We start from the raw sequence: 15311 nt of genomic DNA, 5'->3' as shown, positions 1-15311 counted from the left end.
ACCCATGGCATCCGCATTCGAGTACGCACCGGCGCCGGAGTCCCGCTCCGTCGTCGACATCGCCCCTTCGTACGGCCTGTTCATCGACGGTGAGTTCACCGACGCGGCCGACGGCAAAGTCTTCAAGACGGTCTCGCCGAGCAGCGAGGAGGTGCTGTCCGAGGTCGCGCGGGCCGGCGCCGATGACGTGGACCGGGCCGTGAAGGCGGCCCGCCGCGCGTTCGAGAAGTGGTCGGCGCTGCCCGGCTCCGAGCGCGCCAAGTACCTGTTCCGGATCGCCCGGATCATCCAGGAGCGCAGCCGTGAGCTGGCCGTCCTGGAGACCCTGGACAACGGCAAGCCGATCAAGGAGACCCGCGACGCGGACCTCCCGCTGGTCGCCGCGCACTTCTTCTACTACGCGGGCTGGGCCGACAAGCTGGACCACGCCGGCTATGGGCCGAACCCGCGCCCGCTGGGCGTGGCCGGCCAGGTCATCCCGTGGAACTTCCCGCTGCTGATGCTCGCGTGGAAGATCGCCCCGGCGCTCGCCACGGGCAACACGGTGGTCCTGAAGCCCGCCGAGACGACGCCGCTGTCCGCGCTGTTCTTCGCGGACATCTGCCGCCAGGCGGGCCTGCCCAAGGGTGTCGTCAACATCCTGACGGGGTACGGCGACGCGGGCCAGGCGCTCGTGGAGCACACGGACGTGAACAAGGTCGCCTTCACCGGCTCGACCGCCGTCGGCAAGGCCATCGCCCGCCAGGTCGCGGGGACGGACAAGAAGGTCACGCTGGAGCTGGGCGGCAAGGGCGCCAACATCGTCTTCGACGACGCCCCGATCGACCAGGCCGTCGAGGGCATCGTCACCGGCATCTTCTTCAACCAGGGCCAGGTCTGCTGCGCGGGCTCCCGACTCCTGGTCCAGGAGTCGGTCCAGGACGAGCTGCTGGACGCCCTGAAGCGCCGTCTCTCGACGCTGCGCCTCGGCGACCCGCTGGACAAGAACACCGACATCGGCGCCATCAACTCCTCGGAGCAGCTGGCCCGGATCACCGCGCTCGTGGAGACCGGCGAGGCGGAGGGCGCGGAGCGCTGGAGCGCCCCGTGCGAACTGCCCTCGGCGGGTTACTGGTTCGCCCCGACACTGTTCACCAACGTCACCCAGGCGCACACCATCGCCCGCGACGAGATCTTCGGCCCGGTGCTCTCGGTGCTGTCGTTCCGCACCCCGGACGAGGCGGTCGCCAAGGCCAACAACAGCCAGTACGGCCTGTCGGCCGGCATCTGGACGGAGAAGGGCTCGCGCATCCTCGCGGTGGCGAACAAGCTCCGGGCGGGCGTCGTCTGGGCCAACACGTTCAACAAGTTCGACCCGACCTCGCCGTTCGGCGGTTACAAGGAGTCGGGCTACGGCCGCGAAGGCGGCCGTCACGGCCTGGAGGCGTACCTCGATGTCCGATAACCGTCTGAGCGTCTTCAAGACCTACAAGCTGTACGTCGGGGGCAAGTTCCCCCGCTCCGAGAGCGGCCGGGTGTACGAGGTGACGGACTCGAAGGGCAAGTGGCTGGCGAACGCGCCCCAGTCGTCCCGCAAGGACGCGCGCGACGCGGTCGTGGCCGCCCGCAAGGCGTTCGGCGGCTGGTCGGGCGCGACCGCGTACAACCGCGGCCAGGTCCTCTACCGCGTCGCGGAGATGCTGGAGGGCCGCCGCGAGCAGTTCGTACGCGAGGTGGCCGAGGCCGAGGGGCTGTCGAAGTCCAAGGCGGCGGCCGTCGTGGACGCGGCGGTGGACCGCTGGGTCTGGTACGCGGGCTGGACGGACAAGGTCGCCCAGGTCGTGGGCGGGGCGAACCCGGTGGCGGGTCCGTTCTTCAACCTGTCGACGCCCGAGCCGACCGGTGTGGTCACGGTCCTCGCGCCGCAGGAGTCGTCGTTCCTGGGCCTGGTCTCGGTGGTGGCCCCGGTGATCGCGGCCGGCAACACGGTGGTCGTCGTGGCCTCCGCCAAGTCGCCGCTGCCCGCGCTGTCCCTGGGTGAGGTGCTGGCCACCTCGGACCTGCCGGGCGGTGTGGTCAACATCCTGTCGGGGAAGACCGCGGAGATCGCGGCCCCGCTCGCCGCCCACCAGGACGTGAACGGCATCGACCTCACGGGCGCGGACGCGGAGCTGGGGAAGGAGCTGGAGATCGCGGCGGCCGACAACCTGAAGCGCGTATCCCGCCCGCCCGTCTCCCGCCACCACCCCGAGAAGGAAGCGCACGGCGCTGCTCATCGACAGGCTGTGGACGGCGAGGGCGACTGGACGGCCGACCCGGGCACGCACCGCCTCACGGCGTTCCTGGAGACGAAGACCGTCTGGCACCCGACGGGCGCGCTCGGCGCCTCGGGCTCCTCGTACTGACGGCGTAGGCGACGGGCACGGCCCGTTCCCCGGAGGCGTCTCCGGGGAACGGGCCGTCGCGTCGTCAGCCGAGCAGGCCGTCCACGAACCCGTCGACGACCGGGCCCGCCAGGGGCAGGTCCTTGATGGCGCCGCCGCTCGTCAGCGGGTCGGTGACCAGCGCGGTGGAGAGCGGCTTGAAGTCGGCGACCTGGGTGCCCACCGCGTTGTCCAGCGGGTCCGTACCGGTACCGGCCAGCGGGTCGAGCCGCAGCTGGGTCACGGGCGCGATGCCGTTCCCCAGGGCCTGCCCGAGCGCCCCGGTGACGGCGCCGCCGGTCGCCCCCGTGGCCTCGCCGAGGACCGCGTCGGTGCCGGTCTCCTGAACGACGGGCAGCGGGGCCGCCTGGGCCGCCGCACCCCCCGCGCCGAGCGCGGCACCCACCGCGGTGACGGTCAGGCCTGCGCGCAGCAGGGTGCGGCGCCGGGACTTGGAAAGTGCGTGACGTGCCATGGATTTCCCACCTGATCGGGACGATCGGACCATCGGCCGGGTAATCAACCGAATGCACAGAGTAGTTGAGGTGTGATGCGCGATACCAACAGGACCTCCGGGGGGTCCCTTGTTCGGGTCAATGCCTCACACTCGTGTCCTGTGAGTTCCCAAGCGCTTTCGACCCGTGTCGTCCTGTTGACGGGCCCCTCCGGCTCCGGCAAGTCGTCCCTCGCCGCCCGCACCGGCCTTCCGGTCCTGCGGCTCGACGACTTCTACAAGGAGGCCGGCGACCCCACCCTGCCGCTCGTCGAGGGCAGTACGGACATCGACTGGGACTCCCCGGACTCCTGGGACGCGGACGCCGCGGTCACCGCGATCACGGAGCTCTGCCGGACCGGCCGCACCGACGTCCCGGTGTACGACATCTCCACCAGCTCCCGCACCGGCCACGAGGACCTGCACATCGGGCGGACCCCGCTCTTCGTGGCCGAGGGCATCTTCGCGGCCGACATCATCGACCGCTGCCAGTCCCTGGACGTGCTGGCCGACGCCCTCTGCCTGCGCGGCCACCCCTCGACGACCTTCCGCCGCCGCCTCCTGCGGGACCTGCGCGAGGGCCGCAAGTCGGTGCCGTTCCTGCTGCGGCGCGGGTGGCGTCTGATGCGTACGGAACGCCGCATCGTGGCCCGCCACGTCGCGCTGGGCGCGCACGCGTGCGCGAAGCAGGAAGCGCTGGGCCGCCTGGCGGCGGCGGCTGCGGGTCGTTACCGTACGCCGGCGGTTTCAAGCCCCTCCGGCGATTGAGGAGCGGGGGCCCGGGGGGCAGAGCCCCCGCAACGCACCGCAGGGCCGGACAGGCCCCCCCGGCCCGTCCGACCCCACAGCTTCCCCGTATCCCCGTGCCCCCCGTAACAACACCACCGCGTCCCCCGACACGGCAGCGCCCCCGTTCCCCCAGCCTTCAGGCCACCAGCTCGCCGAAGGACTCCTCCTCGTCACGGCCGAAGCTGAGGACCTCGTCCTCGCGCAGCCGGCGGAGCGACCGCCAGATGCTCGACTTCACCGTGCCGACACTGATGTCGAGAATGGACGCGATCTCGGGGTCCGTACGGCCCTCGTAGTAGCGCAGGACGAGCATCGTGCGCTGCGTCTCCGGGAGGCGCGCCAGCGCCTGCCAGAGCACGGCGCGCAGCTCCGTACCGCGCATCGCGTCCGTGTCGCCCGCCGTCTCCGGCAGCTCCTCGGTCGGGTATTCGTTCAGCTTGCGCCTGCGCCAGGCGCTGATGTGCAGGTTGGTCATCGTGCGGCGCAGGTAGCCGCCGACGGCGGCCTTGTCGCTGATGCGGTCCCAGGCCCGGTACGTCGAGAAGAGGGCGCTCTGCAGGAGGTCCTCGGCCTCGAACCGGTCACCGGTCAGGTGGTAGGCGGTGGCGTACAGGGAGGCGCGGCGCTCCCGGACGTAGGCCGTGAACGCCGCTTCGGCGTCCTCGGACCTCTCCGGTGCCTTCCGCTCCCCCGAGACCTCCCCGTACGAGCTTCCCCCGCTACCCGCGTCAACCACCGTCATGAATGACGTGTGCTGACGCCCGGCGCCACGAACGCACCCCCGTCCGTTCACTGCGGCGCCGGACTTCTCGGTGCTCCGCCCGACGTCGTGGAGACGCGTGACAACTGCGCTTGCGTTGATGCTGTGAGTTGCGTTCATCTCGCGCCCCCCATCGGTGGAGTCCGTCCGTTCCTTGTGTCAACGAGCTTGCCGGGGCAGTTTCATGGCGCTGTCCGCCGACTGTCACAGGCCTGTCACAGGGCCCGGCGGTGGCACGAACCCGTGCTTCCTGATGCATGAGGGACGTATGGGGCACGTATCAGGGGGGTGCGACTGTCGAACTGGGGCGCCCCATGGGTCAGAATGACCAAGTGCCTTTCCTGTTGCTGATCGAGGACGACGACGCCATCCGCACGGCCCTCGAACTCTCGCTGTCACGCCAGGGCCACCGTGTGGCCACCGCGGCGACGGGAGAGGACGGCCTCAACCTGCTGCGCGAGCAGCGCCCCGACCTGGTCGTGCTGGATGTGATGCTGCCCGGGATCGACGGTTTCGAGGTGTGCCGCCGCATCCGCCGCACCGACCAGCTGCCGATCATCCTGCTGACCGCCCGCAGCGACGACATCGACGTCGTGGTGGGACTCGAGTCCGGCGCCGACGACTACGTGGTCAAGCCCGTGCAGGGGCGGGTGCTCGACGCCCGTATCCGCGCGGTGCTGCGCCGCGGCGAACGGGAGTCGACCGACTCCGCGACATTCGGCAACGTGGTGATCGACCGGTCCGCCATGACCGTCACCAAGAACGGCGAGGACCTCCAGCTCACGCCGACCGAGCTGCGGCTCCTGCTCGAACTGAGCCGCCGGCCCGGCCAGGCCCTGTCCCGGCAGCAACTGCTCCGCCTGGTCTGGGAGCACGACTACCTCGGCGACTCCCGGCTGGTGGACGCCTGCGTCCAGCGGCTGCGCGCCAAGGTCGAGGACGTGCCGTCGTCGCCGACCCTGATCCGTACCGTACGGGGCGTGGGATACCGGCTGGACTCGCCGCAGTGAGCACGGCTGTACGGCGGGGCCTGCTCGCCGGGCTCCGCTGGACCAGCCTGCGGCTGCGGCTCGTCGTCGTGTTCGGCCTGGTCGCGCTGACCGCCGCGGTGTCCGCCTCCGGCATCGCGTACTGGCTGAACCGCGAAGCGGTGCTGACGCGCACGCAGGACGCGGCGCTCGGGGACTTCCGGCAGGAGATGCAGTCCCGGGCGGCCTCGCTGCCGCTGCGCCCCACCAAGGAGGACCTGCAGGCGGCCGCAGTTCAGATGGCGAGCAGCAGCCCCGGCTACAGCGTGCTCCTGATCGACGAGCGCGACCCCGGCAAGCCCATCGTCGGCAACTCCGACCTGGACACCTTCACGCGCAGCAACGTACCCCGGTCGCTGCAGGAGCAGGTGGACCGCAAGCAGCCGGTCAAGGCGGGCAACAAGTACGAGTACCACCTGTTCTGGCAGCGCACCTCGATCCGCGGCACGCCGTACCTCGTCGCCGGTACGAAGATCATCGGCGGCGGGCCGACGGGTTTCATGCTGAAGTCGCTCGACCAGGAGCGCCAGGACCTCAGCTCGCTCGCCTGGTCGCTCGGGATCGCCACGGCGCTCGCGCTGGTCGGCTCCGCACTGCTCGCGCAGGCGGCGGCGACGACCGTGCTGCGGCCGGTGCGGCGGCTCGGGGACGCCGCCCGCAAGCTCGGCGAGGGCAAGCTCGACACCCGGCTCGTGGTGTCCGGCACCGACGAACTGGCCGACCTCTCGCGGACGTTCAACAGGACGGCCGGCTCGCTGGAGAAGAAGGTCGCGGACATGAGCGCGCGCGAGGAGGCCAGCCGCCGCTTCGTCGCCGACATGTCGCACGAGCTGCGCACCCCGCTGACGGCGCTCACCGCGGTCACGGAGGTGCTGGAGGACGAGGTCGACAGCCTCGACCCGATGATCGCGCCCGCGGTGAACCTGGTGGTCAGCGAGACCCGCCGGCTGAACAACCTCGTGGAGAACCTGATGGAGGTGACCCGCTTCGACGCGGGCACCGCCCGCCTCGTCCTCGACAACGTCGACGTCGCGGACCAGGTGACCGCCTGCATCGACGCCCGGGCGTGGCTGGACGCGGTGGAGCTGGACGCCGAGCGCGGCATGATGGTCAGCCTCGATCCGCGCCGGCTCGACGTGATCCTGGCCAACCTGATCGGCAACGCGCTCAAGCACGGCGGTTCGCCGGTACGGGTCTCGGTGCGCATCGAGGGCGAGGAGCTGGTCATCGAGGTCCGCGACCACGGTCCCGGCATCCCCGAGGACGTACTGCCGCACGTCTTCGACCGGTTCTACAAGGCGAGCGCCTCCAGGCCGCGTTCGGACGGCAGCGGGCTCGGGCTCTCCATCGCCATGGAGAACGCGCACATCCACAACGGCGGCATCACCGCACGCAATTCGCCCGACGGCGACGGCGCGGTCTTCGTGCTGCGCCTGCCGCGGGACGCCGAGGCCCTGAGCGGTACCGGCGGGGATCACGACGCACCGATACCGGATCACCAGGAGGACGACGCGACGTGAGGCGCAGCGAACGCCGGGGGCACCGAACCGCCGCCGCCCTGGCAGGTGCCGCACTCTGTGCCGTACTGGCGGCGGGCTGCGGCATCCGTACGACCTCGGTGCCGGTGGACGCCGGTGCCGCGCCGTCCCGGGTGCCGTGCTCGATGCCCGCCGAGGACGCCGCGTCGCAGGCCGCGCGGGGCATCCCCGTACAGATCTACCTGGTCTGCGCCTCGCAGCTGGTGACGGTGGACCGGGCGGTGCAGGTGCAGGAGGCGAAGGCGGACCGGCTGCGGGTCGCCACCGAGCTGCTGAACGAGCTGCGCAGGCGGCCCACGGCCGACGAGCGGCAGGCGGGCTTCTCCACCGACGTCCCCAAGTCGCTGCGGGTCTCCGGTCCCCGCGCGGGCGACGCGGAGGGCGCGTTGCGGCTCAGCCTGCAGCCGGAGGACCTGTCGGCCGAGGCCCTGGCCCAGATCGTCTGCACGTTCGCGGACAGCGAGTCGCTGGCTTCCGGTGAGACGGTGACCCTGGGCGGCCCGGGCGACTACCCGGCCCGCGGCTACCTCTGTACGGCGGAGACGAAGGCCAGCCCCAAGGCGGTACCGAGTTCGATCGGGGTGCCGTAGGGGGCCTGGGAGGTGTACGGGCCGACGGGACGGGGAACGGAGCCGGGCCCGCAACCGTGAGCCAGGTCTCCCCGGTCCCTGCGGAACCGATCCTGCCGCTGCCCGCGTCTAGGGCTTCGTGCGTCAAGGTACGGACGGCCAGGCCGTCATCCGCTTCCGCGCGGCAGGGGTGTCGCTGCTCCTCGCGCATCTGCTGCTCGTCGGGTGGCTCACTCTGCGCCCGCTGGACGTGCCGTGGATGACCGCCGCCAACCTCTCACCCTTCGCCGGTATCAGGGCCGACCTGTCTCTCGGCCCCGCCGCCGCGTTCCGGCAGATCGGCGGCGGTCTCCTGCTGCTGGCGCCGCTGGGCGTGCTGCTCCCGATGGCGGGCGGCCGGCTGTACGTGTCCCCGTGGCTGTCGCTGGCCCGTACGGTCGCGGCCGGTTCGCTGATCTCGCTGGCGATCGAGCTGGGGCAGACCGGGGTGCCGGGGCAGGTGGTCGACGTCGACTCGCTGTTCCTGAACACGGCGGGCGTGGCGCTCGCCCACGTCCTGGTCGTCCCGGCGGGCCGGGCGCGCCTGCGGCGGCGCGGCGGACCGGAGCCGCGGATGGTGTCGCCGAGCGGCCATGAAGCGGTTCAGGGTTCGACCCCGACAATTTCCAGGGTCGGGATGGCCCCGTAGAGCGATGCTTTGCCCCTGTTGTCGCGCGACCATGGTTGTACCGGGAGCACAACGGACTGCTCCCCGCAACGGTTCGTGAAGGAGCCCACCATGGCCGCACTTGCCCGCCCCCGTGACGGACGCATGATCGGCGGAGTGTGCGCAGCGCTGGCGCGGCGCTTCGGCACGTCGGCGACGACCATGCGCGTCATCTTCGTCGTCTCGTGCCTGCTGCCGGGCCCGCAGTTCCTGCTCTACCTGGCGCTGTGGCTGCTGCTGCCCCAGGAGCGCCCGTCGTCCTCGACGGCCGCCTGGTAGACCTCCCGCACATGGCTGTGGGCGGACACCCGGTCGGGGTGTCCGCCCACAGGCGCGTACCGGCGTCGGCTCAGTGGCCGAGCGGCAGAGGCAGACCGTTGGCGGTGAGGCCGTTGGCGGAGACGCCACCGGCCGGCATGCCGCCGAGGAGGCCCTTGACGGGTGCGGTGGCGTCGCCCAGGACCTGCGTCTGGCTGGTGCCGAGGAGCTTGTCGGCGGTGTCCTGGACGGGCAGCGTCGAGGTGGCGTCGGCCGCCGCGCCGGCGACGGGCAGGACGCTGGTCGCGGCGTCCAGCGGCAGCGCGGTGGCCGAGGCGGTGCCGGCGGCGGCAGCGGCGAAAGCGGCACCGAGGGCGGCGACGCCGAGAGTCCTGGCAGCAGACTGCTTCATATGACATTCATCCTTGGGGAAGGGGATGTGAGCGGCTTCGCAACGTAGTCAGCCGCCACCCCGCTCCGCAAACATCCGCAACCACGGAAAACGGCCGGGAAAACCTTTCCCCGGCCGTTTTGTGCACCCGTCCGTCAGCCGGCCGGCGAGGAAGACACGCTGGTCGCAGCGGTCTGCTCGAAAAGCCATTCGGACTTCAGCTCGGCGTATCCGGGCTTGATGACGTCACTGATCATCGCCAGACGTTCATCGAAAGGAATGAATGCTGATTTCATCGCATTGACGGTGAACCACTGCATGTCGTCGAGCGTGTATCCGAAGGTCTCGGTCAGCTTCTCGAATTCCCGGCTCATGCTCGTGCCGCTCATCAGCCGGTTGTCCGTGTTCACGGTCGCCCGGAAGTGCAGCTTGCGCAGCAGCCCGATGGGGTGGTCGGCGTACGAGGAAGCGGCCCCGGTCTGAAGGTTGGACGTCGGGCACATCTCCAGCGGGATGCGCTTGTCCCGTACGTAGGAGGCGAGGCGGCCCAGCTTCACGGAGCCGTCCTCCGCGACCTCGATGTCGTCGATGATGCGGACGCCGTGGCCGAGCCGGTCGGCGCCGCACCACTGGATCGCCTGCCAGATCGACGGCAGGCCGAACGCCTCGCCCGCGTGGATCGTGAAGTGGTTGTTCTCGCGCTTGAGGTACTCGAACGCGTCCAGGTGCCGGGTGGGAGGGAACCCGGCCTCGGCGCCCGCGATGTCGAAGCCGGCGACGCCCTGGTCGCGGTAGCGGTTGGCCAGCTCCGCGATCTCCAGCGACCGCGCGGCGTGCCGCATCGCGGTGAGCAGGGCGCCGACGCGGATGCGGTTCCCGTCCCGGCGGGCCCGCCGCTCGCCCTCGCGAAAGCCCTCGTTGACGGCCTCGACGACCTCTTCGAGGGTGAGCCCGGCCTCCAGGTGCTGCTCGGGGGCGTACCGCACCTCGGCGTAGACGACACCATCGGCGGCCAGGTCCTCCGCGCACTCGGCGGCGACCCGGACGAGCGCGTCACGGGTCTGCATGACGGCGCAGGTGTGGGCGAACGTCTCCAGATACCGCTCCAGCGAACCGGAGTCGGCGGCCTCCCGGAACCAGATACCGAGTTTGTCCGGCTCGGTCTCGGGAAGGGCGTCGTAACCGCTCGCGGCGGCGAGTTCCACGATCGTGCCGGGCCGCAGCCCGCCGTCGAGGTGGTCGTGCAGAAGGACCTTGGGCGCACGCCGGATCTGGTCCGGGCCGGGCACATTGAGGGTGGGGCTCATCATCCACGCACTCTAACGCCTACGCGCGTAGAGCGCGCTTGTCGATACATAACGGAACGGCTTGTTCTTCTCGCACGGCACGAGCGACGGCAGCACGTAACAGACACCGCGAACAGGGGTGGCGTACACGTATGTGTCTGACACTGTTACCGCATGGCACAGCGCGCACTCCCCCAGCCCGCGGCAAGGCTGGGACGGGCCGTCGGAGCGGCGGCCGGAGCAACAACGGTCGGCGGCGTGGTCCTGCTGCTCCCGGACGGCGAGCCCTACTCGCATCGCCGCCCCTCCTCCCTCTCCCACGCCCGCCTGCTCCCGCTGGCCCGCGCCCTGACGCACGCGGCCCGCACCGACGGCCTGGCCGCCCATGTGGTGCGGTACCGCTGCCGCGGCTGGAACGAGGACGACGCCCACCCCGCGGCGGACGCGGAGTGGGCGGTGGACGAGGCGGTACGCCGCTACGGCGACGTCCCCGTCTGCCTGGCCGGCCACGGCATGGGCGCCCGCGCGGCCCTGCGCGCGGGCGGCCACCCCTCGGTAACCGCGGTCCTCGCCCTGGCCCCCTGGCTCCCGGCCGACCCGTCGGCCGACCCCGAACCGGTCAAGCACCTGGTCGGCCGCCCGGTCCTGCTGGCCCACGGCACCAACGACACGCGCTGCGACCCGGCGCTCTCCCTCCGCCTGGCCGAACGCGCGAAGAAGGCCAACCGCGACACGTGCCGCTTCGAGGTCCACTCGGACGGCCACGCGCTACGCCAACACCGCTCGGAGGTCACGGCACTGGCCGCCGACTTCGTACGCGGAGCCCTGTTCGGCCACGCATACGCCCGCCCCCTCACGGACGCCCTGGCGGCTCCCCCGCCGCTGGGTCTGCGGATGCCGTTGGCGGTGGGGTTCGGGGAGTCGTTGGGGGTGGGGTGACGTCAGGGCGCACGCCGGGCCCGCAGCGCGACGAACCGCTCATCCCCTCCCGAACCGGCGCCTCTTCGCCGCTCTGCTCCAGCCCGGCTTGGGCCCCTCGGAGGGCTTCGGGAGCTTCCGCACTGCCTCGCTCGGGCGGCGGATCAGGGTCAGGCCCTCGTGGTCGGTGGGGTGCCACTTGTGGTCGTGGGTGCGGAAGGTGAAGCCCTGTTCGGTGTCGGCGGTGTGGGCCAGCAGGGCGCGGCCCTGGTCCGCGTACTCCTGGACCTCCGCCCAGAGCACGTCGCGGATCCTCGCCGAGGGGTTACCGATGAAGACGCCCGCCGAGATCTCCAGGAGCCAGCGCGTGAGGAAGCCCCGGAGGCCGGCCGGGCAGTTGGTGAGCACGATCACCGTCACCAGAGAAGCTCCTCGGCCTCGTAGGCGTCCGTACCGCCGTGGTTCCGGCCGGCGGCGACCAGCTCCCCGGAGTCGCTCTGGAGCGTGACCACGTCGCGGTCGGCGGGGGCCGTGGCCGCGCCGAGCAGGCCCTTGATGTCGTCCACGCACCGGTCCAGCAGCGAGGTCTCGTTGATGCGGTCGCGCAGGGCCCTGCGGGTCCGGGATGCCACGTCCTCCTCGCTCTCCGCGGCCACGTCGAAGGCGAGCGGGATGCCGATCTCCGTCTTGTACAGGTCGGCTATGTCGAGGACGAAGGAGAGTTCGTGGCCGGAGTGGACGAAGCCCAGCGCCGGGCTGCACCCGAGGGACGACACGACCGCGTGGGCCACTCCGTACATGCATTGGGCAGCAGCGGTGATCGCCTGGTTGACCGCGTCGCCGGCCGAGAAGTCGCCGGGGACGTACTTCCGGCCCCGCCAGCGGATGCCCGTCCGAGCCGCCTCGGCCCGGTAGCAGTCCTTCACCCGACGGCCCTCGCGGCCCAGAAGCCCCTTGCGGGTGAGCCCTTCGGGGTCCTCGTCGGGGAAGCGCAGCCGGTACATCGCGCGGGCCACGGACAGTCGGCTGCGAGGGTTGGCCCATTGGACCGCCTGCGCCTCGGCGAGCGCGGACGAGCGGGTCAGCGCGCGCCCGCCCGCGTAATACCGCACGCCCTGCTCACCGACCCAGGCCACGGCGGCACCGGTCTCGCCCAGGACACTCATCGCCTGGTGGGTGATCCGGGTGCCGGGCCCCAGGAGCAGGGTGCCGATCGTCGCGGAGGGGATGTGGGTCGTGCCCTCAGCGTCCTCGGCCGTGATCGCGTTGGCGTCCCGGTGCACCACGCAGCGCTCCAGGTAGATGAAGGACAGCCGTTCACCGGTACGGGGCAGGTGGCGGGGCGTGAGGGCGTTGCGCTGGGAGACCGTGGCCATCGGCTCAGTCCGTTCCGTCGAGCGGCGCCAGCGTCAGCAGGCCGCAGCCGTACGCCTTCGCCTTGCCGATTCCCTGGGTGAGTGCCCGCCGGAACACGGCCGGGTCCCTCACCTCCAGATGGCCGTCGAACGTCACGGCCACGATGCTGACGCGGCCGGGCCGCTTGCCGTCGCCTCGCCCCTTGTCGAAGGCGAGTCCACGACGGTCGCCGACCGTCAGCCGGTACCGGTCGCCGTGGTGCTCGTGACCGCGGTGAGTGGTTCCGGTGGGCAGCAGGCGTTCGCTCTGCGGCTTCTCGATGACATGGAAACCGCAGCGCTCCTGGCGGTCGAGGAGCCACCCCATCTGGTGCACAGGGGTGAGGTGAGCGGTGCGCTTACGGGGCTCGTCCGGCTTACGCCGTATGTCGTGGACCGGATTGGCGGTCAACCGGAACGCCCACTTCTGTCCCTCGGCCAGGCGGTCGAGGAACGGAGCGTACGGCCGGGTCTGCCAGCCCGGGGACTGTGCGTCGGCGACCGCTGGCCAGCCAGCCTGCTCCACCAGGTGGGTCAGATCGGGCTTGTCGGGGCTGACCACGTACAGCAGTACCTCGGCCCGCGCGTTCTGGTCGAGGCGCCACAGCACCCGGGGGCCGTCGGTGGCCGCAGCGGGCTCTGTCGGCAGGAGTCCGGGGAACGACGCCATGACGGCGGCGTGCAGCACCTGCGGGGAGGACAGCAGTCGGCGTGCGCCCGTGCGCGCGGTGTTCATGCGGAAGCGGGTCAGGAACATCAGACGCTCTCCTCCAGGGCGTCGAACGGCTCGTGCCGGGGCCGTACGGCCTGTCGGGGCGCGGCGTCCGGGTTGGGAACGGTCACCGTCCTGCTGACCACCGTGCGCAGGGCGTGCCGACGTTGCTCGGCGGAGAAGCTGAGCGGCTGGTCGCGCTGGTAGTCCGCGTCGGCCTCCTTCCCGTCGGCCTCGCGGAGCACCGTCAGGGACACCGTCGCCTCGCCCCTGTGCCGACGGCGGTACCAGGCAGCCGCCTGCCACGGCTCTTCCGCCAGCGCCTGCTGGAGCGAGTCCCCGTCACGTACGCCCAGCTCCACCGGCTGTGCGGGCGGACAGGAGCGACGGCCGAGGAACGGTGGATACACCGGTGCCCGCAAGGACGCGTGCAGGCGGGTGAGGAGGCCGCTCTCGCCCGCGACTGCCGCCACGAACACCGCATCGGCCAGGTAGAAGCGTTCGGACAGCGGCATGGAGGCGCCGGTGACCCCATGGTGTGCCGTCTGGAAGTCCCTTACCCGGCTGCCCGGTTGGTCGATCCGCACGCCGAAGCGCAGACCGGTCAGGGCGGCCAGTGCCTCGTCGTCGCCCCTTTCGATGCCTGCCGCCGCCGCGAGCAGACCGATCACTCCGCTCTTCGTGGGAGCCGATTCCGTGGTGCGCCGAGTGAAGCGGGCGGACGCACCCCACGACTGCAAGGGGCCCGCCAGCCTCATGGTCAGCACGCTCATTCCGGCTTCTCCAGGCGTTCGGCGACGGCCTGCCCCACCGAGGCGACGAGTTCGCCGATGTTCCGGGACTCCGTGCCGATGCCCGCGAGCTTCCGGGTGTTCGGACCGACGCGGAGCACCCACGTGAGGGTGGACCCTTCGTCGCCGTACGCCCGCTCGACGTCCGGGATGTACTCCGCGAGGCGCGCACACGCCTCGGACATGTGCCCGCCGAGGTCTCCGCGCACCGGCTCCTCGAAGGCAGCGACGAAGCTGATGGGACGGGTGGTGCGAAGCTTCACGACGACGGCGTCGGGCAGCGTGTGGTGGCCGAAAGTGTTGATCTTTCCGGTGGGCAACGACTCGACGAAGCCCTGGACGAACGCCTCGGCGGCCCGGCGCACCGGGGTCACCTCGGACTCCTCCTCGCGCAGCCCCTCCCCCAGGTTGGCCGCCAACTGGTGCACGCCGAGGGCCGCGTATCGGTAGAGCGTCGCCGAGTTGAAGTCGACCGTGCCGATCATCCCGGCGCCCGGCTCGGAGTCCTTGTTGCGGTCGTCGACCGCCGTGTAGTAGTCGGACTCGTTGTCCACGCGGTGGACGCTGATGGCGTGGGCGACCTGCACCGCCGCGTCCACGTTGAAGTCGGTGGCATCCGCGACCATGCGTCCGAACAGCGCGATGTCGACGGAGTGCCGGGTGTCCGCGATCTGTTTCACCCGGGCCTTGTTTTCTTTGTCCTTCAGGAACCCCGCGATGTCGGCCGCGCCCTCGACGGCGAACCGGGCCAGTCCGTCGAGCTGCCGCGCGCTGAGGAAGACCAGGTACTTGGCCTGGGGCAGCGCCTCCTGGGTCTCTTCGTCCCCCTCTCCCTCCGCGGCCGCCTTCTTCGCGGAACTCTTGCGCTTGGGGACCTCGATCTTGAGCCCCGTGGCGGCGATGACCTCTGCCGCCAGCTCCAGGGCTTCGGCCTCTTCCACGGACGCGTCATGCTCGCGGATGCGGTCGGCCAGCACCTCGACGACCTTCTTGGTCCGCACGCCCAGTTCGCTCGGGTCGAGGAGGCTCTCGGACTTGAAGTAGTCCCGGGTGGCCTTCTTCCACGCCTGGCTGGAGACCCGGGCGCGGGGTACTCCCCCGTACACCGACGACTTGGGGGACCCGGTGTCGTCACGGTTCAGATTGCTCGGTGGGACGGTCTGCAGGGCATGGACATCGAGGTAGAAACGGTTCACGAGGCGTCCTTGTCGTACTGGCTGGTGTGTGGGTGCTGCCGCATTCGGCGGAGCCCCGTTGGTTCAGAGGGAGATTGAGG

The 15311-nt window shown here is 71.1% G+C and carries 18 protein-coding genes; 9 read left to right on the top strand and 9 right to left on the bottom strand.

Features of this window, described 5'->3' with window-relative positions:
- The first annotated feature begins 4 nt into the window (after positions 1-4).
- Both OG242_RS20535 and OG242_RS20530 read left to right on the top strand, forming a co-directional pair.
- A complete protein-coding gene (locus tag OG242_RS20535; protein WP_405899550.1) occupies positions 5-1444 on the top strand; it encodes an aldehyde dehydrogenase family protein in 1440 nt (479 codons plus the stop codon).
- Positions 1434-2384, top strand: a complete 951-nt coding sequence (locus OG242_RS20530) for an aldehyde dehydrogenase family protein (protein WP_405899549.1) — start codon at positions 1434-1436, stop codon at positions 2382-2384. Before OG242_RS20535 ends, OG242_RS20530 begins: the two co-directional genes overlap by 11 nt.
- Positions 2385-2448: 64 nt before the next feature.
- Here the strand turns inward: OG242_RS20530 and OG242_RS20525 are convergent, their stop codons facing one another.
- Positions 2449-2877 carry a hypothetical protein gene (locus OG242_RS20525; RefSeq protein WP_405899548.1) on the bottom strand — a complete coding sequence of 143 codons (429 nt, stop codon included), beginning with the start codon at positions 2875-2877 and terminating at the stop codon, positions 2449-2451.
- 177 nt (positions 2878-3054) lie between these two features.
- On the opposite strand from OG242_RS20525, the gene OG242_RS20520 reads away from it, so the two are divergent.
- Positions 3055-3663 (top strand): uridine kinase, encoded by a 609-nt coding sequence (locus OG242_RS20520; RefSeq protein WP_405901670.1) that lies wholly within the window; start codon positions 3055-3057, stop codon positions 3661-3663.
- 157 nt (positions 3664-3820) lie between these two features.
- On the opposite strand, the gene OG242_RS20515 is transcribed toward OG242_RS20520, so the two are convergent.
- Complete coding sequence (locus tag OG242_RS20515) at positions 3821-4564, bottom strand: SigE family RNA polymerase sigma factor (RefSeq protein ID WP_405899547.1); 744 nt, start codon at positions 4562-4564, stop codon at positions 3821-3823.
- 212 nt (positions 4565-4776) lie between these two features.
- Here OG242_RS20515 and afsQ1 point away from each other — a divergent pair, with 212 nt between their 5' ends.
- From afsQ1 to OG242_RS20490, 5 genes are all read left to right on the top strand, one after another.
- Positions 4777-5454: a two-component system response regulator AfsQ1 gene (gene afsQ1, locus OG242_RS20510; protein ID WP_026171255.1), complete on the top strand. Its 678-nt coding sequence runs from the start codon at positions 4777-4779 to the stop codon at positions 5452-5454.
- Positions 5451-6992, top strand: a complete 1542-nt coding sequence (locus tag OG242_RS20505) for an ATP-binding protein (RefSeq protein ID WP_405899546.1) — start codon at positions 5451-5453, stop codon at positions 6990-6992. Before afsQ1 ends, OG242_RS20505 begins: the two co-directional genes overlap by 4 nt.
- Complete coding sequence (locus tag OG242_RS20500; protein WP_405899545.1) at positions 6989-7600, top strand: hypothetical protein; 612 nt, start codon at positions 6989-6991, stop codon at positions 7598-7600. The genes OG242_RS20505 and OG242_RS20500 overlap by 4 nt, the downstream gene beginning before the upstream one ends.
- A 118-nt stretch (positions 7601-7718) precedes the next feature.
- Positions 7719-8267 (top strand): VanZ family protein, encoded by a 549-nt coding sequence (locus OG242_RS20495; protein ID WP_405899544.1) that lies wholly within the window; start codon positions 7719-7721, stop codon positions 8265-8267.
- Positions 8268-8357: 90 nt separating this feature from the next.
- Positions 8358-8564, top strand: coding sequence for a PspC domain-containing protein (locus tag OG242_RS20490; RefSeq protein ID WP_405899543.1), 207 nt, complete (start codon positions 8358-8360; stop codon positions 8562-8564).
- A gap of 70 nt (positions 8565-8634) precedes the next feature.
- Here the strand turns inward: OG242_RS20490 and OG242_RS20485 are convergent, their stop codons facing one another.
- Together OG242_RS20485 and OG242_RS20480 are read right to left on the bottom strand one after the other, a co-directional pair.
- The gene (locus OG242_RS20485; protein WP_405899542.1) at positions 8635-8955 is read right to left on the bottom strand and encodes a hypothetical protein; all 321 of its coding nucleotides are present in this window, start codon (positions 8953-8955) and stop codon (positions 8635-8637) included.
- 134 nt (positions 8956-9089) lie between these two features.
- Complete coding sequence (locus tag OG242_RS20480) at positions 9090-10244, bottom strand: adenosine deaminase (RefSeq protein ID WP_405899541.1); 1155 nt, start codon at positions 10242-10244, stop codon at positions 9090-9092.
- A gap of 150 nt (positions 10245-10394) precedes the next feature.
- Between OG242_RS20480 and OG242_RS20475 the strand changes: the two genes are divergently transcribed.
- On the top strand, positions 10395-11159 hold the full coding sequence (locus OG242_RS20475) for an alpha/beta hydrolase (protein WP_405899540.1): 765 nt from the start codon (positions 10395-10397) through the stop codon (positions 11157-11159).
- Between the two features lie 39 nt (positions 11160-11198).
- Here the strand turns inward: OG242_RS20475 and cas2e are convergent, their stop codons facing one another.
- From cas2e to cas7e, 5 genes are read right to left on the bottom strand one after another with little or no spacing between them, the layout of a single operon-like run.
- Positions 11199-11558 carry a type I-E CRISPR-associated endoribonuclease Cas2e gene (gene cas2e, locus OG242_RS20470; protein WP_405899539.1) on the bottom strand — a complete coding sequence of 120 codons (360 nt, stop codon included), beginning with the start codon at positions 11556-11558 and terminating at the stop codon, positions 11199-11201.
- Complete coding sequence (cas1e, locus tag OG242_RS20465) at positions 11555-12514, bottom strand: type I-E CRISPR-associated endonuclease Cas1e (RefSeq protein ID WP_405899538.1); 960 nt, start codon at positions 12512-12514, stop codon at positions 11555-11557. Before cas1e ends, cas2e begins: the two co-directional genes overlap by 4 nt.
- A 4-nt stretch (positions 12515-12518) precedes the next feature.
- Positions 12519-13289 (bottom strand): type I-E CRISPR-associated protein Cas6/Cse3/CasE, encoded by a 771-nt coding sequence (gene cas6e / locus OG242_RS20460; protein WP_405899537.1) that lies wholly within the window; start codon positions 13287-13289, stop codon positions 12519-12521.
- Complete coding sequence (cas5e, locus tag OG242_RS20455; protein ID WP_405899536.1) at positions 13289-14017, bottom strand: type I-E CRISPR-associated protein Cas5/CasD; 729 nt, start codon at positions 14015-14017, stop codon at positions 13289-13291. The genes cas6e and cas5e overlap by 1 nt, the downstream gene beginning before the upstream one ends.
- On the bottom strand, positions 14014-15231 hold the full coding sequence (gene cas7e, locus OG242_RS20450) for a type I-E CRISPR-associated protein Cas7/Cse4/CasC (RefSeq protein ID WP_405899535.1): 1218 nt from the start codon (positions 15229-15231) through the stop codon (positions 14014-14016). The genes cas5e and cas7e overlap by 4 nt, the downstream gene beginning before the upstream one ends.
- Between the last annotated feature and the right edge of the window lie 80 nt (positions 15232-15311).

This window comes from Streptomyces sp. NBC_00727, from assembly GCF_045161745.1.
Taxonomy (GTDB): domain Bacteria; phylum Actinomycetota; class Actinomycetes; order Streptomycetales; family Streptomycetaceae; genus Streptomyces.
Note: the sequence above shows the minus strand (reverse complement) of the source record. Positions and strands in the feature narration are given on the sequence as shown.